The organism is Salinimicrobium maris, from assembly GCF_049680855.1.
In the GTDB taxonomy this organism is placed as follows: Bacteria; Bacteroidota; Bacteroidia; order Flavobacteriales; family Flavobacteriaceae; genus Salinimicrobium.
In genome coordinates, this window is the sequence record NZ_JBMPGS010000001.1 from 1 (window position 1) to 17,326 (window position 17,326).

17 protein-coding genes are annotated in these 17,326 nt (G+C 39.4%); 2 read left to right on the forward strand and 15 right to left on the reverse strand.

What is annotated here, in order from left to right:
- The 3 genes from ACOV1Q_RS00005 to ACOV1Q_RS00015 all read right to left on the reverse strand — a co-directional run.
- Positions 1-962, reverse strand: a 962-nt coding sequence (locus ACOV1Q_RS00005) for a TonB-dependent receptor plug domain-containing protein (RefSeq protein ID WP_424492378.1), incomplete at its 3' end; no start/stop codon positions are given.
- Between the two features lie 70 nt (positions 963-1,032).
- The gene (locus ACOV1Q_RS00010) at positions 1,033-1,875 is read right to left on the reverse strand and encodes a FixH family protein (RefSeq protein ID WP_424492379.1); all 843 of its coding nucleotides are present in this window, start codon (positions 1,873-1,875) and stop codon (positions 1,033-1,035) included.
- Between the two features lie 83 nt (positions 1,876-1,958).
- A complete protein-coding gene (locus tag ACOV1Q_RS00015; RefSeq protein WP_424492380.1) occupies positions 1,959-2,342 on the reverse strand; it encodes a hypothetical protein in 384 nt (127 codons plus the stop codon).
- Between the two features lie 218 nt (positions 2,343-2,560).
- On the opposite strand from ACOV1Q_RS00015, the gene ACOV1Q_RS00020 reads away from it, so the two are divergent.
- Positions 2,561-4,927 (forward strand): TonB-dependent receptor, encoded by a 2,367-nt coding sequence (locus tag ACOV1Q_RS00020; protein WP_424492381.1) that lies wholly within the window; start codon positions 2,561-2,563, stop codon positions 4,925-4,927.
- An 11-nt stretch (positions 4,928-4,938) separates the two neighbouring features.
- Complete coding sequence (locus ACOV1Q_RS00025; protein WP_424492382.1) at positions 4,939-5,427, forward strand: thioredoxin family protein; 489 nt, start codon at positions 4,939-4,941, stop codon at positions 5,425-5,427.
- Positions 5,428-5,766: 339 nt separating this feature from the next.
- Here the strand turns inward: ACOV1Q_RS00025 and ACOV1Q_RS00030 are convergent, their stop codons facing one another.
- The 12 genes from ACOV1Q_RS00030 to ACOV1Q_RS00085 all read right to left on the reverse strand — a co-directional run bounded on the left by ACOV1Q_RS00030 (position 5,767) and on the right by ACOV1Q_RS00085 (position 17,046).
- Complete coding sequence (locus tag ACOV1Q_RS00030) at positions 5,767-6,261, reverse strand: DUF4625 domain-containing protein (RefSeq protein WP_424492383.1); 495 nt, start codon at positions 6,259-6,261, stop codon at positions 5,767-5,769.
- Between the two features lie 41 nt (positions 6,262-6,302).
- Positions 6,303-6,653 carry a hypothetical protein gene (locus ACOV1Q_RS00035; protein WP_424492384.1) on the reverse strand — a complete coding sequence of 117 codons (351 nt, stop codon included), beginning with the start codon at positions 6,651-6,653 and terminating at the stop codon, positions 6,303-6,305.
- The gene (locus ACOV1Q_RS00040; RefSeq protein WP_424492385.1) at positions 6,653-9,028 is read right to left on the reverse strand and encodes a TonB-dependent receptor; all 2,376 of its coding nucleotides are present in this window, start codon (positions 9,026-9,028) and stop codon (positions 6,653-6,655) included. Before ACOV1Q_RS00040 ends, ACOV1Q_RS00035 begins: the two co-directional genes overlap by 1 nt.
- A 79-nt stretch (positions 9,029-9,107) precedes the next feature.
- Positions 9,108-9,422 carry a hypothetical protein gene (locus ACOV1Q_RS00045; protein WP_424492386.1) on the reverse strand — a complete coding sequence of 105 codons (315 nt, stop codon included), beginning with the start codon at positions 9,420-9,422 and terminating at the stop codon, positions 9,108-9,110.
- Positions 9,423-9,621: 199 nt separating this feature from the next.
- Positions 9,622-10,059 (reverse strand): DUF6730 family protein, encoded by a 438-nt coding sequence (locus tag ACOV1Q_RS00050; RefSeq protein WP_424492387.1) that lies wholly within the window; start codon positions 10,057-10,059, stop codon positions 9,622-9,624.
- Positions 10,060-10,071: 12 nt separating this feature from the next.
- Complete coding sequence (locus ACOV1Q_RS00055) at positions 10,072-10,944, reverse strand: relaxase/mobilization nuclease domain-containing protein (RefSeq protein WP_424492388.1); 873 nt, start codon at positions 10,942-10,944, stop codon at positions 10,072-10,074.
- Complete coding sequence (gene mbpA / locus ACOV1Q_RS00060; protein WP_424492389.1) at positions 10,941-11,237, reverse strand: mobilization protein MbpA; 297 nt, start codon at positions 11,235-11,237, stop codon at positions 10,941-10,943. Before mbpA ends, ACOV1Q_RS00055 begins: the two co-directional genes overlap by 4 nt.
- A gap of 106 nt (positions 11,238-11,343) precedes the next feature.
- A complete protein-coding gene (locus tag ACOV1Q_RS00065) occupies positions 11,344-12,252 on the reverse strand; it encodes a DUF8464 domain-containing protein (RefSeq protein WP_424492390.1) in 909 nt (302 codons plus the stop codon).
- Positions 12,253-12,560: 308 nt separating this feature from the next.
- Positions 12,561-13,769, reverse strand: coding sequence for a DUF5906 domain-containing protein (locus tag ACOV1Q_RS00070; protein WP_424492391.1), 1,209 nt, complete (start codon positions 13,767-13,769; stop codon positions 12,561-12,563).
- Between the two features lie 277 nt (positions 13,770-14,046).
- Positions 14,047-15,261: a phage integrase SAM-like domain-containing protein gene (locus tag ACOV1Q_RS00075; protein ID WP_424492392.1), complete on the reverse strand. Its 1,215-nt coding sequence runs from the start codon at positions 15,259-15,261 to the stop codon at positions 14,047-14,049.
- Positions 15,262-15,610: 349 nt separating this feature from the next.
- On the reverse strand, positions 15,611-15,865 hold the full coding sequence (locus ACOV1Q_RS00080) for a hypothetical protein (RefSeq protein ID WP_424492393.1): 255 nt from the start codon (positions 15,863-15,865) through the stop codon (positions 15,611-15,613).
- Positions 15,866-16,059: 194 nt separating this feature from the next.
- Positions 16,060-17,046 carry an aldo/keto reductase gene (locus tag ACOV1Q_RS00085; RefSeq protein ID WP_424492394.1) on the reverse strand — a complete coding sequence of 329 codons (987 nt, stop codon included), beginning with the start codon at positions 17,044-17,046 and terminating at the stop codon, positions 16,060-16,062.
- Between the last annotated feature and the right edge of the window lie 280 nt (positions 17,047-17,326).

Genomic DNA, 17,326 nt, shown 5'->3' on the forward strand with positions numbered 1-17,326 from the left:
ATTTTATGATTTTGGAATGTCCCGCTTGCTTTGGAATAGAAACCATAGGTGTCACTCCAGCCGGGCATATCCATTCGTATTGGAACATCTGGCCGTTTTGAATCATCCATAACATGCTGTATGCTGTTGAAATAGATTTTTGTTTCCCAATGTTCAATAGGTTCTAATGGCTGATGGTAGTCGTATTTTACAGAAGTAATCAAAGCCTCAGCCAGTGAAACATCCATGGGAAGCGCAGGATAACCTACATCTGTAGCTTTGTCATAAATTACCGATGCTTCAACAGACTGGTGCTTGGAGAGTTTAAACCCTCCTACTGCGGAAAAATTATATTTTGTAAACTGCGAGTAAAGGATTTCCTTACCACCACCTGCATCATAATTCTTGGAATCCCGAAACATGAAATCCCCATTAAAAAAATAAGATTTCCGGGCGTAATTTACTTTGGCACCTGCTATTTTTTGTTCTCCGTTGGATTCCAGCCCCGAACTCATGCCAAATTCCCAACCCGTTTCCTTGTATCCTGTAGAATGGCGTTTCATGTCCACTGCCCCTCCAATGGTAGCGCCAAATTCAGCGCCTTCCTGGCCGCTGGAAACAACTGCTTCAGATAAATTGGAGATCTCCACATATGAGGTTACAGGATCCATTTTATCTGTACAGGCACTAAATATGCGCATCCCGTCTATGGTAATTACCGTACGTTCTGTAGCCATTCCGTTAATCATGGGTTCCCAGGCATAAGCTCCTCTTTTGATCATTGCGATTTTTGATGATTTTTCAAGATACTCATCAACTGTAGCCAAAGGTTTGGTTTCCTTTTGAGAAACTTCAGCCTTGTTTCCTATGACGATAATTTCCTTTATTGGGATGTATGCCGCCGTATCTATTTCCGTTTCCTGGGAGAGAAGCACATTTTTTAGTGGGAACAGCAGCAAAAAAAGATATAAGATTTTTCTCATTACCTCCATTTTTAAAGCTGCCCGGGAATAACAATCCATAGGATTCCAGAATTCCCGGACAGTTTTTCTATTAAAATTCCAGCTCCAGAAAAATACTGCTGCTTTCGGTCGTACCTTCGATGGCCTCTCCTTTGACGATTTCTCCTGCTGCATTCTCCAGCTGAAGGTTAATTTTCCAGTAACCGGACATGGTTAGATTAAGGTCTCCATAATAGAAACCATCCTCCATATTCTGGGTAAGGTGAACATTGTTTGGAGAACTGTGGTTGCCCATTCCCGGCATACGCGGATCTATTAAGATCCTGTAATGATCTACTATTGAAAAGCTGTGCATATCTTCCATTTTGAACAATGCAATGCTAATGTTGTTAGTGGCCACCTGCGGTTCCCGTGGTTCGACTAAGGCCATCACGTATTTAATATCATCACTTCCTGTAAAAACAGCAACTTTTCTTCGGTTTGAGGCAGAGACAACAATATCATCCTGCATAGTGAAGCTTTGACCGCCAATAGAATAATTAATTTCCAGGCTCCAGAATTCAGATTCATTTTCGGCCATTTGAAAGACTACATAACCAGCGTAGAGAGTTTCTGTTTCAGGCAGCCTAACTACTTCCGATTTTGGTGCTGAGTGTTGCATGGATTCCATCTGCATCATTGGCATCCAGTTAATTTCGGCATTAGAAATATATGCTTCATCCTCTTTATCTTTAAGCCGTAGCACAATTTTATTGTATCCGGTTTGTAATTTGCCATTTTCGGAATATAATTCCAGCTCGTGATGTTCATTTTGGAGCGTCTGGATTTTTAGGAGTCCTTCAGTTTCATTAACCAATAGGATTTCATCTGAATCTGAAGAACAGGCGGTAACTGCAGCCACTAAAAAAAGGCTGATATATTTTAATATTTTCATTTTTATATGTTTGAAGTTAGGGTATAACTTTCCTGCATTCTGCTATAAACAGTACGGGAATGTAAAAGGGATTTATTCTAAAGTCAGGAGATCCTGATGGGAGGATGGGAAATGTATGGTATAAACAGGAAAGAATATTCGTTTAAGTACCTGTATTGTGAAGTACCGTTTTTATTAGTAATAAAAATTTTTTCCGGAAGGTTTACCTGGACGAAAAAGGTAATTTCCTTTTGAAAAGAATTAAGCACCAGATCATTTTTTTCCTGGTTCAGATCCTGGGAAGCTTTGGTGATGGCACATTTCCCGTTACACTGCATTTCAGGCTTGTCCTGGTTTTCGCAAAAAAGTTCTGTAAAACTTTCATTATTCAGGGTATAAAAGCTCACCAGGTAGGTGAACCTTATATTGTAGAATAAGGTTCCCAGAAGGAAAGTAACAAGCAGAATATATTTGAATAAGATTTTCAACTCCTGAATTTGCTTTTGCAAAGATAGATGAAAGGATCTGGGCATCGTATGATCATGATCATTTTACTTGTTAAAAGTACAGAGTAAAAAAAAGTGGTGATCTATTTTTTATTCTTTGTCTAAAAACACTCCTCTGTTAATGTTTCAAAACACTATTCAATCTTTTAAAAATATTTTTTAGATTAGCCTAAAAAATAACAATATACTCATCTAAAAAAATGAAAACTCTCTTCACATGTTTACTATACCTACCCTTACTGATGGAAGCGCAGCAAAGCAACGTTTACATTAATGGGAAAATATCAGGCGAAGACGGACCTATTGCTTATGCCACCGTGATCGTCGAAGGAGAGGATTGGGGAACTGCAGCCGATGCTGATGGCTATTTTGAACTGAATATTCCGGAGGGCGACCATGTTCTAAAAATTCAGGCCGTAGGATTTATAGCAGAAAACAGGAGGATCAATACCGGGGAATTTGAAAATAAGCCCCTGGAAATTACATTAAGAGAAGACCAGCTGGGGCTGGATGAAGTAGTGATCAGCGCCACCCGAAACAGAGTCAACCGTAAGCAGGCTCCGGTTGTAGTAAATGTTTTGGGTCCAAAACTGTTTAATGCAGTCCAATCTGTTTCAGTAGCAGAAAGTTTAAATTACCAGCCCGGCGTTCGTGTAGAAACGAATTGTCAGAATTGCGGATTTACACAAGTCCGCCTGAACGGACTGGATGGCAGTTATACTCAGGTTTTGGTAAACAATCGTGCTGTTTTCTCGGCTCTCAACAGTGTCTATGGACTGGAACAAATCCCTACTTCCCTTTTAGACCGTATTGAAGTAGTTCGTAGCGGAGGCTCTGCCCTTTATGGATCGAACGCTATTGCCGGTACCATAAACATCATTACAAAAGATCCTGTGCTTAATTCGTGGCAGGTTTCCTCCACTTTGGGACTTATAAATGCAGAAGTAGCAGACAAAACAATCAACATGGATGCCACGGTGGTGAGTGAAGATCTAAGCAGCGGAATTACAGTTTTTGGAATGAAGCGCGACCGTGGCAGCTATGATGCCAATGCCGACGGCTTTACTGAAATAACAGCCTTGACCAATACAACCTTAGGAGCCAAAGCTTTCATGACTCCCGGGAACAAAAGTAAATTAACGCTGGATTTCACTGCTCTGGAAGAATACAGGCGCGGGGGAAATCGGCTGGATCTGGCACCACATCTTACAGATATTACCGAAGCACTCGATCATAACATCATTATTGGAGGCCTTACCTATGATATTCATAATATAGGAGGAAGAAATTTTCTGTCCCTGTACAGCTCCGGACAGTATACAGGTAGAAAAAGCTACTATGGCGGACTTGGCGGCGGAAGAACCAGGCAGGATTCCATAGCAGCAGCGAACTCCTATGGGAATACAGATGATTTATCGTTCCTCACAGGAGGGCAATTTACCCGAAATTTCCTTGACAATCAGGACGTTCTGACTGTGGGAACGGAATACAATCTTAACAGCACACAGGACAATATCCCCGGCTATGAAAGAACCATAAACCAGGAAGTACACTCTGTGGGGGCTTTTGCACAATATGAGTGGAAACCTGCCGGTACATTTACCGCTCTATTAGGTGGGCGTGTTGACTATGTTCATGTGGAAGGAGATTATACGGTTCAGGATATCTACAGGACATCATCAGTTGAAAAAACCGTTTTCAGCCCAAGAATTACTTTAATGTACCGGCCCAAAGAATCCTGGATGTTTAGAGGAGGATATGCTCGTGGATTCCGCGCACCGCAAGCTTTTAATGAAGATTTGCACATTTCTTCTGTAGGGGGCGAACCACAGTTTGTAATCCTGTCTCAGGATTTGACAACCGAATTCTCCAACGCATTTACAGCTTCATTAAATTTCTCAAGAAATTTCAACAATTTACAGTCAAACTTTCTCCTGGAAGGCTTTTATACCGAGCTGCAAAATCCATTCACGACTGTAAGCACAGGAGCCAGTTTGCCTAACGGCTCCATCCTGCAGGAGGTGCGCAATGGCAGTGGAGCCTACGTTGCCGGCACAAATGTTGAATTGGGAATTTCCCCGTCCTCCAGGTCTGCCTTTATGCTAGGCGGAACATTGCAAAAATCAAGATACAAAAAAGCCCAGGTGCTGTTTGATACCAAGGAAAATAATGCGCAGGAGCCGGACGTGGTTATTTCAGAATTTGTCCGAAATCCGGAATTCTATGGTTATTTCAACATAAACCTCTCGGTTCTGGGAGAGAGTAGCATTGACCTTACCGGCACCTATACCGGCTCTATGATCGTTCCCCTGGTAATTAGTGAAACAGGATATGTACAGCTTAATAAGAGTAATCCTTTCTACGATGTAAATATTAAACTGAATCACCACATCCACATAAATGAAAACCTTCAGGTAAACATTTTTGGAGGTGTCCAAAACATTTTTGACAGTTACCAGGACGATTTTGATACCGGCCCTACCCGTGATTCAGGATATGTCTATGGCCCGTCCTTACCAAGGAGTGTATACTTCGGATTAAAATTTGGAAATCTTCATAATCTTTAAACTTTTAAGTAATGCTGAGACCTGTGATTTTACTCATGTTCATAATTATGTGTGCCTCTATTCCTGCTTCAGGCCAGCAGCAGAGTGGGGTAAAATGGATCACCTTTGAACAATTAGAAGATTCTCTACGTCACAGTCCTAAAAAGACAGTACTTTACTTTACGGCAGCGTGGTGCGTATACTGCAGAAAAATGGACCAAAACGCTTTCAAAAATCCTGAAGTGGTCCAAATTCTTAACAATGAGTATTTCGCCGTAAAAATGGATGTTGAGAGCCTTGATACCATTCGTTTTGATGGAAGACAGTTTTTTAATGAACAGGCAAAAACACGGCGCAATGGAGTACATCAATTACCACTATTATTAGCCAGCCGGAAAAATAAGAAGTTTAGCGTTCCGGCTCTTATATTACTTGATGAAAACTTCAGGCAGGTGCACAGGAAGTTTGAATACCTTACTTCTCAGGATTTGAAAAATTTTCTTACAAAAAGTCGTTTTTAGACATTTTAAACTGGCAGGAACATTATAGAATAATTATTTCAAATCTTTTCATGAGAGTCATGCGAAAATACAGGCTGTTGCACACCCAAAATTAATTATCGTTTATGAGTTAAAATACCTTTTTCGAATCACTTTCCATTTTACTTATTTTTCACGCTTTTTGTTTTATCAAAATGAATAGCTTATGAGCATTTCTTATCATCCTTTAAAAGGTTTATAAGATGCTATTGCTTAATTATAATTGATTTGTGACTGTGTTGAACTGAATATTCTGAAAAGAAATAAAAAAGGTCATCTAAAATCACTTTTAGACGACCTTCTTTAAAATAGTTACTATTCTTAATGTTCATGGTCATCATGATCGTCGTGATTTCCTGCAATATGAATCTCCAGGAACGCCTGCTCCTCATTACCTGCCGCATCAGTCACATAGACTCCAAAATGATAATGCCCTTCACTAATAGCCTCCCCGCCTATTTCGGCAGGTACAGGGATGTGATGATGTGCCTCAAAGCTGGTTTGCCCGTTTTCTATAGTATATACCTCACTATAACTCCATGGGTTATCCTGGTGATCTTCTTGTTTAGTCATCGCGTGGGTATGCCCGTCAAAGGCGCTATGAATCTCAATTTTGTATGAAGCTAACTCCACATTGTCGGTAAACAAAGCGTCGAAATGTATTTCCCCACCCGGGGCAATCTCTTCCTCATCATGAGGTTCTGCAATGGAAATTTCAGGGGCTTCGGTGTCAATTATTACATCGTCATCTTCGCTACAGGAAGCTAAAAACAATGAAGCGGTAATACTGAATAAATAAACTAATTTGGTTTTCATTTTTATACTATTTAAGTGTGTTTTATTAAGTTTTACAGGCTTTACAGCCTTATCTTGAATTCAGGAAAACAATTAAAGGGCGGACCCCGAAGCTGAAAATTAAAGTCTTCCTGATGCACATAATCCTCAAGGCTAAAAAAATTCAGAGTTGCCTGTGGTGTTACACAATTATTGTTCTTAAGGCCATATTGAGAGGGTAAAACTGAAGGAAAACTATTCAAATAATAATGGCAGGTATGAACTAGATAATTACGATCTGCTTTCTTAAAAGAGGTGCTGTTTTCAGAAGAATAGCTATGCGATACCACCAGGTAATGCATACCGCTTACCACCTGCGGGAAAAGGAATCCTGCAAGAAGTAAAATCGCGATATGTCGTTTAAAAACCTGCATTAATTAAGAGGTATTTTAAACATTAACTGAATGTTCCTGCCCATCTCGGGAATCTCAAGGGCCCTGTAAAAGTTGGTGTGATTAAAATATTTAGTGTTGAAAATATTCGTTGCCTGCAGGTTGACAGTGGCTTTAAAATCCCCAAGATTCAGGTTTGTTCTTAAACCTCCTCCAAAGATCATATAGCCGGGAGTGATCTGTTCATTTTGGGCAATACGATCCTGCTCCAGTGCATAATTTGTATTGGTGAAAATCTCAGTATCTTCAAAAGTCTTTGAATCCTTCAGTAATGTGTAACCAACTTCAGTAAATCCATTAACCGGCGGGGTAAAGGGTAAGGGAAAGTTTCGGGATCTGTTGGTATTAATTTGCCGGTTGTACAAATACTCAAAAGTGAGTTGTGCGCGCCATTTTTCAGCAAAAACTTTATGGATATCCAACTCCACTCCTGTTAAGATCGCCCGGCTTTCAGTGAATTTATAGATCTGGCCGGCGTGCGGGAGAATGGAAAATTCCCCGCTGGGATTTAAAAAGATGTAGTTGTCAAAGTAATACAGGTAAGGGCTGAAAGAGGCACTGAAGGAATCCTTGTTGTAATTTAATTTAGTGTCGAGTACATAACCTTTTTCCGCGTTCAGATTGGGATCTCCCTGTTCGTGGCGGAAGGAGCCGTGATGAATTCCATTTGCTCCCAGTTCTATAGCCGTTGGCAGCCGAAAGCTTGTACCTGCATTTAGCGATAAATCCCAGTTTTCATGGAAATTATACAAAACGCCTCCCATAAAATTGAAATTGCTGAAATCCCTCTGGGTTTCGCTGCTTCGGGTCGCATAGTTATTTGCAATGGTTTCAGTTCTTCCGTTGTCAATAAGATATTCGTACAGGTTGGGATCATAGAAGCCTTCCATGTCAATCCTGCTTAGATCCAGCCTTGCACCCAGATTGAGGTTTATCTTTTCTGAAGCTTGGTAAGAATGGGTGGCGTAAACCCCCTGATTTGTACGGTAATATTCCGGCAGCAAGAAATTAAATCCGGTGATGGAATTATTCTGAATCTGGGTCTGTATTCCCATGCTGCTGCTATGGGATTCATTAAAATCCCTGCTGTATTGGGCCTGGAAATCATAGGTGGTTAGGTTGAAGTCAAGTTCCAGATCAGGATTGACTTCCGGAGCAACCTGGCCGGTATAATGCGTATGGAACCGACTCCATTCCTGCCGGTGATTATTCTGAAAGCCCAGAGTTACTTCCCACGAATAATTGTGGAAAAACCATTCGTTTTTATTGATGATCTTCAAATGATTTACACGTTGAAAAGGATATTCTATATTCCGTTGGTCCCCATCGTCCTGTACCCGGCTAAGAGTAGGAATTCCGTGGGCCCCGGGAAAAAACCCCGATTTGAAATATACATTACTGAGGCTTAGAGTTCCTTTATAGTGACTTCCCAGGTACCCTATTTGCCCGTACAGATCAACTTCTTTTCCCGCAGTGTTTTTCAACCTTTCGTTATATATGGGAATGTTTCGGTTTAAATAAAGGATATTATCTGTCGGGACAGAATAATCGCCAAATTCGCTTCCCGTTGCTTTGAGTTTGTAGAAAAGTCTATTTGTTCTAAAAAATAGATTGGTAGAGGCGGCAATGGTATTGTTGACACTTTTGGTAAAACCGATTACTTCTCCTGCAAATCCTTCTACGGGCACCCTGTCGTTAATGATCTTAATTAATCCTCCAATAGCGTCGCTGCCGTGCTCAATGGCACCAACACCTTTGACTACTTCCACATTTTCTACTGAAAAGGCATCTATTTCAAGTCCGTGGTCTGCCCCCCATTGCTGGCCTTCCTGCTTAATTCCATTTTCACTTACAGCTACCCGGTTAAATCCAAGTCCGCGGATGATAGGTTTGGATGCTCCTGCCCCTATTTCCACGGAATTCACTCCCGGAAGTTTTTCCAGAGAGCTGGCAAGGGATCCGGAAAAATGCTCCTGAAGATATTCATCACTAATTTTTTCTACATTTTCTGAAGAAGTTCGACGTAAATTCCCCTCTAAAATAACGGTCTCAAGGTTTGCCGCTGATTCAGATAACTGAAAATTAATCACAGTACTCTCCGAAAGTGAGACCACTGTATCCAGCGTATGAAACCCAAGATAGGAGATACTAATGGTGTATTCACCTTCCTTTAGATTACCAATATGGTAATGACCATTTTCACCGGCTAAGGCAAACTTCTTGTTGATATGGATATGGGCATTTTCCAGCCCCAAATCTTGTTCATCTACAACTCTTCCTTCCAGGTTCAATTGCTGGGAGTAAGAAAAATTTAGGAAAATGATGAAAAGTAATAAAACAAGCAAAAGTTGTTTCATAGGAAAAATACTGTGATTAATTAAAAAAGAATAATTCAGAAATTCGGTATTGAAAAAGCCGATTTCTGAAAAAAGTTTTTTAGCTAATCACTACAGGGGGTGCCCTAAGAGAAAATAAAGGATTGGGAAAAAGGTTTACAGTTTCTGCAAGGGAAATAAAATATACGGTTTCCCTTTGCGGAGAAAAAACCTCATAAGTATAAAAAATAGGTGCATCGGCAGTGGCAATTCGGAAATCACACAAATCGCAGTCTACAGATGCCTGGGAAAACTTCTGGCTTAAAGCCGAATCATTTTCAGAAGAACTTATTTCATGTTCAAAAGCATGTAGAGCCGGCAACAGGCTTCCAGCTAAAATCACTATGGTTAACACAGTACTTATATATGCTTTCATCAATTTCATGAAGTGCAAAGGTAAGCTTCCGGATTTTAAAACCAATGAAAAATTTTAATTTCTGAGAGTCACTCGTTTTTTGTAGAGCATAACTCTCTTTTCAGCTCCCAAATCTACCATAACTTACCTGCGCAGGATCCTGTGCTGTTTTTATAGCGTACGGGAAGTTAAGCGTTAAGTAAAAACAGCATAGGGCGCATTATGGAATGTTCTGGTTATGCAGCCAATTTTCATAAGCCTCTTTTTCGTTAGGGTTTTCCAGGAAGTAGCGATCGCACAAAATTCTTGGTTGCTCCTGAAGTTTTTGATTTTTTGATTCTATTACCTCAAACCCTAAATATCCAATCAAGCTGATCAGAAGGATCAAACAACATCCCAAAATCATCCCTAAATTCTTAGGAAGGATATAAGCGTTCTTCAGCTTTTCATCAATGGCTGCTAGTTTTTCTGCGGCGAGTGTTTCTTTTTCCTGTTGCTTCTGAAAGAAAAAATTCAGATGTTCTTCCATTACTTTTGTACTTATAGGAATACTACGGTTTTGAAGTTCGTTCGTCATCTTCTTCAACTGCAGAAGACCTACCTGGAAATCCTGCATTTCATCAGCCATTAGCTCCATAATTTCATCCAATTTCTTCATCTATTTTTGTCTTTAATATGCCATTCCTATCCCTGTATCCAATACTCTTTTGATGGTTTGTTTTACCAGGTCTTTTGCTATTTTATTTATGATCCCGGTGCTGAGCTGTACCGTGCTGTTTAATAGCTGCAATGACTTTGGAGCTTCTTTTAGTTTGGTGATGCTATCGTTCTGACTGATGCCAAGGATAATTTTATTGCCACTCATAGATCTATGGATCTCGCTTCCTTTAAGGTTTACTCCATTATATTCAAACCGGAAACCCTGCAGCTGTCTTGACTTGTTGAAATTCGGGATTACCTTCACCTGATGCTCCTGCATTCTTTTGATGTACTCGTCCAGGGATTTAGGCCTGGACTGCAGCACTTTTTCATGGATGTTTTGAACCTCTTTCCGGTGTTGCTGGAATTCCTGTAGTTTCTCCTGTTGTACTTCCTTTACTCTTATAAAACCTAATTGTTTCGCCACATTATCTGCGGCAATCTGGCTTCGTTTTCCAATAAAGCTGTCCTTATATACTTCGCCTGTAAGACTGATGCGGTTGGCGTAGATGTGGATATGGGTATGCTCCTTATCCCTATGGACAAAACCAATGGCCTGATGATTTTTCAGGTTCATCTCCTTCAAAAATTCTTTTGCAACCTTACCAAGATCTTCAGAAGATAAATGTTTACCATCTTCTATGGTGGGACTGACGACAAAACTAAGGGTGTTGTTAATGCACCTTTCGTTCTGCGATTGGATGATCTTGAATTCTTCCGTAATTTCTAAGGGGGTATCTCCCGCCAGGTATTCCTTGAGGACTACTTCCGCTTCTTTCTCCTGGTTCCAGCCATATGCTAAGGAAGCCCTGGTGCTGGATATAGCATGTCCTTTCCCTATCATTTTTTAAAGTTTTTTAGGTGAGTCCTGATTTCTTCCGCAAGTTCCACTACAGTTGCAGCTAGTTTTGGATCCCGTTTTTTGAACATATTGCTGATGCGGGAAAAGTTGTTCTTGTACTGTACCAGCATCCGGTAATATTCCAGTTGCTCCGGAGTCATTCGTTCCACAATATTTCTTTCAAAGGCAGTAGAGCGAAGATATTCTGAAAGGGAAATTCCTGCCCTGGCCGCTCTTCTTTTGAGCAGCTTTTTCTCGTATATCGAGCAGCGGATCTGGATGTATTCCCTTTTCATTTAATTTTCTTTAAAATCTTTGCGACCTCCGGGAGTAAAGCGGGATTGTCATGATAATGACACATCTCGCTTTGCTCTTCAAAATGATATTTATATGAAGTTTTAATTAATTTTTACCTGTAGCCATTTTTTCATTATTAGCAATAAAATATTTGTCATCTCTGTTTTTCACGAGCATTTCATTGAGGTCTTTATATCCTTCATACAGGCTACTCCCGTCCTGATACTGCGGATAAATCCTTAGGATATTTCCAGTTGCTTCTATTCCGGAAAGATCTCTGTCCAGGTATAAGGTCACTGTTTTATAATGTGCAAAGAGCGGAAGGACTTCAGGTATAAAAGACAGGGAATTCAGAATTAGTAAATCTGCTCTCTCTGTCTCTTCCGGAATTATAACTGCCAATGATAACAGGTCAAACATTCCTTCAAGTACAATTAGCTTTTCTCCCCCCTTCTTTAAATAGGAATAACTTTTAGGTGCAGTGGAACTTTTACAGTAAATATTCCGAAGTTCCCATCCGCCTGAATGGTTCTGCAGTCCCAAAGCAAAGAATATTTTTCTTCCGCATTCATACCGGATCTCCCTACAGTACGTTTTTGCAATCTCCATAGGAATCTTGCGGGAAGAAAGGTACTTCTGCAGTAAACCATGTTCTATATTCAAAACCTGTAAGATTCTATTTTTCGGTTCGGGTCTTTGCCTATTACTTTCGAAATTAGAGTAGGACTGAGAAACTGGTATTCCTTCTGATAAAAAAGCCAGTGCTTCTGCTACCGAACAATTGGAAATTAGGCATACCAGGTCGATCACATTTCCTCCTTTTCCGATTCCGAAGTCGTACCACCTGTTGAGCCGAAAAGACACTTTAAAAGAGGCCTGGGTTTCTGACCGAAGGGGACTCAGAAACCAGGCTTCTTTTTCCGATTTGCGGCTGGGGAAGTGCCCTAGCTTTGTCAGCGCTTTGACGATGCAAATGCTACGGGCTGTTTCACAGCTCATTCTTTTTGTTTTCATCAGCATTTTATTTAGAGCTATTTGTTATGTTATGACAGATTTATTCTTTTTCTTCTTTTGTCATCATTTTTATTTTTGATGACAGTTTGATGACAAAATGATGACAGCCTGAACCCTTACTATTACTGGTCTTATCTTATTCTGTCATCAATTCATCAAAAAATAAATAGTAATTCAAAGTTTTACCCTCAAAAGCAGCTTTCATTTTGATGAAACGATGACAGCAGCTGGAACCTCCCGCAAACACTGGAGATTCCCTGTCATCGTTTTGTCATCATTTCATCGTTTTATACTTCGGAAGAGAGAATTCAGCTGATTTTATCATCCTCAAAATTCTCCAGAAGGAAATTTTTATTTATAGTGAAATATCGTCCTTTAGCTTCTCTGAAAGTAGCAGTACCATCTCCCCAGAGCAGGAACTTTTGGTAGCGGTTTGAATTGGGCTGGTTTTCCAGTTTCCAGTCCTTCTTCAGGATTTTCCGAATTTGGGTAAGATCGGTTCGAAGTCGGGATTTACTAATGGCATTATAGGCATCCATCGGACAAAGATCCAGCGCATCCAGATCCTGGTCCTCCATCACCATCAGAAGCATATTGGCCAGTTCCCTTTCCACCCTGTTCCGGTTATTCTGCACCAGTTTTTTCAAAGCAGGAGTTTCTATTTGATCAGCAGAAAACCACATCCGGGTTTGGTGCCTGGAATGGAGCTTTCGATTCTTCAGGTAAAACAGAAATGCAGGAACCTCTTTGGCTAAGGCTTTCAGAAATTCCGTTTGCTCTTTCTTTATCACAGGAACCTGTAATACCCAGAAGCGGGTTTCGTGATGGTCTATCTTGATAAAGTTCTCTTCATTATTACTGCAGAGGATAAACTTGCCGAAGAATTCTACTTCCCGCTTATCTTTTCCTTTTGCCTCGAGTTTGTTAATATTTGTAGTACTTAAGTATTTGATCCTTTCGGTTAATTCCTCTTTGTTGAACAATACTTCATCGATACAGATCAGGAGCTTGTTCGCCCAATCAGCATTGAACTGGCTGGTGAAGCTGTCATTGGTGAGATAGGTAAGGTTATTTTCAAAGATAAGTTTCAGCCATTTAAGAAAAGTGCTTTTCCCTGTGGAGCGTTCCCGTGAGACCAGGCATAGGATCGGTAGGATTTGTGTAGGCTTGGTAAATAGGAGTTGCAGGTAATCCAGACCCAATTCGTAATGAGCTCCAAAAATATGCTTCACAAAACTCAATGAGACCTGACAATCCCCTTCTTGTAGATTATGGCTCAGGGGCGCATAGGTATTATAGAAGTTATGATAGGATGATTTGAAATTCAGATGATCGGGAATACAGGTGAAGCCATCAAACTTCGATATACCTGCAAGGTAGGTCTTGCCATGATCCTGCCGGATAGTTTCAATATTCCACGGAACAAGGGATTCATTAACATGACCGGAAATACTTGGTGCTTTTACTAATTTGTAATACTGGGTCCCAACTCGTATATATAAATCCTCCCTTTCCATGGATATCTTTCATCTTCATTAAAGTAATGACAAATCATCAATTAAATTTAATAAAAGAATCCTTTAGTTGAACAAAAAATAATATTTATTTATTTTGACTGAGAATAATGTAATTTGATACCGTTTAGAAGAAAACCCACGGGATAAAAGCATCAAATGACATTAAATAACACTTTTCTTTAAACAGGGCAAAAATAGTCCTTGAGGGCTTGAGCACAAAAAAAAGCCAAAAAGGAATTAATGCGTATATAAGCTTTAAAAAAAGACTGTACCAATATCAAAAATCAACAACATTGTTCAATGCTTTATCTGTCTCTTGACTAATAAAATATGATTGATACATCATTGTAGTTGTTACTGAAGAATGCCTATATAATTGTTGAAGCATTTGAACAGGAATTTTATCCCCTGCAATATTTCCGAAACTATGTCTAGAGATGTGCATTGTTAGCTTTTTTGTGATACCAGACTTCCTTGCTATTTCTTTTAAATGCCCATTCAGCCATTTGTTGGCAATTTTTGCTTTGGCATAAATTTGTTTTTGATCATTAGGATCAACAACTTTTAATTCCGGAAAAACGAAGTCATCCGCACCTCGTCTAAATTGAGTATATTGATTTAAAATAGAATGAATTTTATCAGGAAGTTGTAGAGACACCAATTTTGAATTTTTATTCATTGTATAATGAATGCGGTTGTCATAAATATCACTCCATCGGATTTTCAACACATCGGCAACTCTAATTCCCGCAAGATAGAAACTAAAAAGCCATACGTTCCTTGTATGAAACTCCTCTTCTGTGAGATTTGTTAGTTTCTCACTGCTCTGGACTTCTTGTACCGTTAGACCAACTTTTCGGGTATCAGGAAATTTGATTTTTACTTTGTCTTTCCCGAAAGGATAAAACTTTCGGTCTATTAAACCTTGTCTGATCGCTCGATTATATAGTAGCCGTATTAGGACAAGATGATTCGCTATCGTCCTTTCAGACAGGTTTCTAGAATTTCTTAAAAAAATAGTATACTTTCTAAGAAAATTTTCATTGAGATCCTGAAAAGATAGCTGCCTGGACCTTACAAAACTTGCTATATGTCCAATGTAAGCCTTATCTACTGTTAGCCGTCCAAACTTATTGTTTGCTTTGATTTCATCCAGGTGGGCATCTGCAATATCAAAAAAGTTTTTGTCTGAACTTAAAAAAAGAATTTCCGTTTTTATTTGAGCTGCAGAAAAATCTTTTCCTTCAGATTGTAATTGTAAAAGAAATCTATTCGTTTCAGCTAATTTTGTAAGCAAAAGATTATTTAAACGTGGAGCGTTAGGATGTGATTTTTTGACCACGCTTTTCATTTCATCCCAATGGCTCCGTTCAATATAATGACCAATATACAAGTAAGATGATTTTCTAAATTTCGTTAAACGAATAGCCAAAGGGTAAAGGCCTTTTTTATTCGGTTTTTTACGGAGAGTTATAGATGCACTGGAATTCATAACATACTGATATTTACCTTTTAAAGATATATATTTTTGGTACAACATAGGTACAACAAATGCTGATATTAAACCCTTTTAAATGATATTATCTGATACTAAAAAATATATAAGTAATTGATTTTGAGTCCTTTTAGTGTTTGTTGTGTTAATTTTTTAACAACTTAGGATCTAGTGCCTCGCGGTGTGGGAGTTCGAGTCTCCCCGCCCGCACAACGAGCGAAAGCCGACTTTTTAAAGTCGGCTTTTTTATTTATTGTGACCCGTCAAGGCAAAAAAAGCTCTTCATATTGAAGGGCTTTCTCAATTCTCAACTGCCGGGAACTTCAGCATAGTCAATTTACCGCACCTATACATACAGCAACTGCATTTCCTCCAGCTGTCCTTCTAACTGGCCGCACGAATCATTTAGAAGATGCGTTATGAGTTCACCTATGGCATCCTGCCTCTCTTCAGATTTTCCCATAAATTGAATTTTGCTCCAGCCCCTAACGTCACACACCATCATTCCTTTAGAATCTTTAATGGTTTGCCCGGCACTGTGGTAGTAAACGGGAAACTCAATAGTTTCCATTGCCAGCATGGTTTTTTCTTTCGCTATCATAACTTTAGTTTTAAATTTAAGCAAAGATATTCCTGCTTTACCGAAGAAGTTTTACTACTGCGTTAAGGATGCCATAAACCTTTTACCCCAGTGTTAATAATCTCATTCCTGAAAGGAGTTTGAATAATCTGAAGAAGCATTTATCAAAAAAGCCGGTGCAAAACCGGCTTTTTTAATACTTAAGATGGATGCGCTTACCAGCGCTGATGAACTTCCGGTTTAATATAATTTTCATAAATTTCATTCATCTTTTTCTTTTTTTCAGCTGAAAGTTCGGGAAGCTCGTACACCGAAAGATTACTGAGCAAATGTTCCTTTTTTGAAGCACCGGGAATAATACAGCTCACCTCATCAAACTGAAGGATCCACTTCAGCGCAACGGGTGCAAGATTTGGAATATCGGGAAATAGTTGTTTTAAAGCATTTACAGCTTTTAGTCCGCGGTCAAAATCTACTCCCGCAAAAGTCTCTCCCTGGTCAAAAGCTTCCCCGTTACGATTAAAATTACGGTGATCTTCCTTGTCAAAAGTGGTATTTTCATCGAATTTTCCGGTGAGTAATCCGCTGGCCAAAGGCACCCTCGCAATTACACCCACATTTTTTTCTTTTGCTTTCTTAAAAAACAACTCTGAAGGTCTTTGCCGAAAAAGATTGAAAATGATTTGCACCGTCGCTACATTTTCAAATTCCATAGCCTTGATTGCTTCTTCCACCTTTTCCACACTCACTCCAAGATTCTGCACTTTTCCCTGCTCCTTAAGACGCTCAAATGTTTCAAAAATTTCAGGACGATAATATACGTCTGTCGGCGGACAATGCAACTGCACCAAATCCAGCGTCTCCAAGCCCGTTCTTTGAAGGCTGTCTTCCACAAACTTTATGAGAACTTCCGGCTGGTAACCAGAATTCACATGCGGATTTATTTGCCTGCCACATTTGGTTGCTACATATATTTTCTCAGATCTTGATCTTACTACACGGCCCACAGCTTTTTCACTCATTCCATCTTCATACACATCTGCGGTATCTATGAAATTCACTCCGTTATCTATGGCAGTATTTATTATGGAATCGGCAGTGGCATCATCAAATCCCGAACCCCATTTTCCACCAACTTGCCAGGTGCCAAGAGATATTTCGGAAATATTCAATCCTGTTTTTCCTAATGTTCTATATTTCATTTTTTATAGTTTTTCCTAAAATTAAAGATTCTATTAGCTACAGTAAAAATTTTCGCTTATTTAAATATGAAATTCGCTGGAAACTGGGTTCAATTTACATGTTCTTTTTTTGGTCATAAAATCGGCAAAAGCACAAAATTTGACGCTAAAAAGATAAACTCAAGTGAGAAATTTAACAGAGGAAAAAATTAATTGTGAGAAAAATTCACAATGATTATTCACTGTTAATCATCTAGTTACTTTCATTTATGGCAAGAATATAATTGAGCAAAGTATTAAC

Excerpts from the sequence above, each read along its gene's own strand:
- ACOV1Q_RS00030 (WP_424492383.1), bottom strand. The coding sequence starts at position 6,261 with ATGAAAACCAAATTAGTTTATTTATTCAGTATTACCGCTTCATTGTTT.
- ACOV1Q_RS00050 (WP_424492387.1), bottom strand. The coding sequence starts at position 10,059 with ATGAAGAAATTGGATGAAATTATGGAGCTAATGGCTGATGAAATGCAG.
- ACOV1Q_RS00020 (WP_424492381.1), top strand. The coding sequence starts at position 2,561 with ATGAAAACTCTCTTCACATGTTTACTATACCTACCCTTACTGATGGAA.
- ACOV1Q_RS00080 (WP_424492393.1), bottom strand. The coding sequence starts at position 15,865 with ATGATAGCGAAAGAAAAAACCATGCTGGCAATGGAAACTATTGAGTTT.
- ACOV1Q_RS00075 (WP_424492392.1), bottom strand. The coding sequence starts at position 15,261 with ATGAATTCCAGTGCATCTATAACTCTCCGTAAAAAACCGAATAAAAAA.
- ACOV1Q_RS00085 (WP_424492394.1), bottom strand. The coding sequence starts at position 17,046 with ATGAAATATAGAACATTAGGAAAAACAGGATTGAATATTTCCGAAATA.
- ACOV1Q_RS00040 (WP_424492385.1), bottom strand. The coding sequence starts at position 9,028 with ATGAAACAACTTTTGCTTGTTTTATTACTTTTCATCATTTTCCTAAAT.
- ACOV1Q_RS00045 (WP_424492386.1), bottom strand. The coding sequence starts at position 9,422 with ATGAAAGCATATATAAGTACTGTGTTAACCATAGTGATTTTAGCTGGA.
- ACOV1Q_RS00010 (WP_424492379.1), bottom strand. The coding sequence starts at position 1,875 with ATGAAAATATTAAAATATATCAGCCTTTTTTTAGTGGCTGCAGTTACC.
- ACOV1Q_RS00035 (WP_424492384.1), bottom strand. The coding sequence starts at position 6,653 with ATGCAGGTTTTTAAACGACATATCGCGATTTTACTTCTTGCAGGATTC.
- mbpA (WP_424492389.1), bottom strand. The coding sequence starts at position 11,237 with ATGAAAAGGGAATACATCCAGATCCGCTGCTCGATATACGAGAAAAAG.
- ACOV1Q_RS00055 (WP_424492388.1), bottom strand. The coding sequence starts at position 10,944 with ATGATAGGGAAAGGACATGCTATATCCAGCACCAGGGCTTCCTTAGCA.
- ACOV1Q_RS00025 (WP_424492382.1), top strand. The coding sequence starts at position 4,939 with ATGCTGAGACCTGTGATTTTACTCATGTTCATAATTATGTGTGCCTCT.
- ACOV1Q_RS00070 (WP_424492391.1), bottom strand. The coding sequence starts at position 13,769 with ATGGAAAGGGAGGATTTATATATACGAGTTGGGACCCAGTATTACAAA.
- ACOV1Q_RS00065 (WP_424492390.1), bottom strand. The coding sequence starts at position 12,252 with ATGAAAACAAAAAGAATGAGCTGTGAAACAGCCCGTAGCATTTGCATC.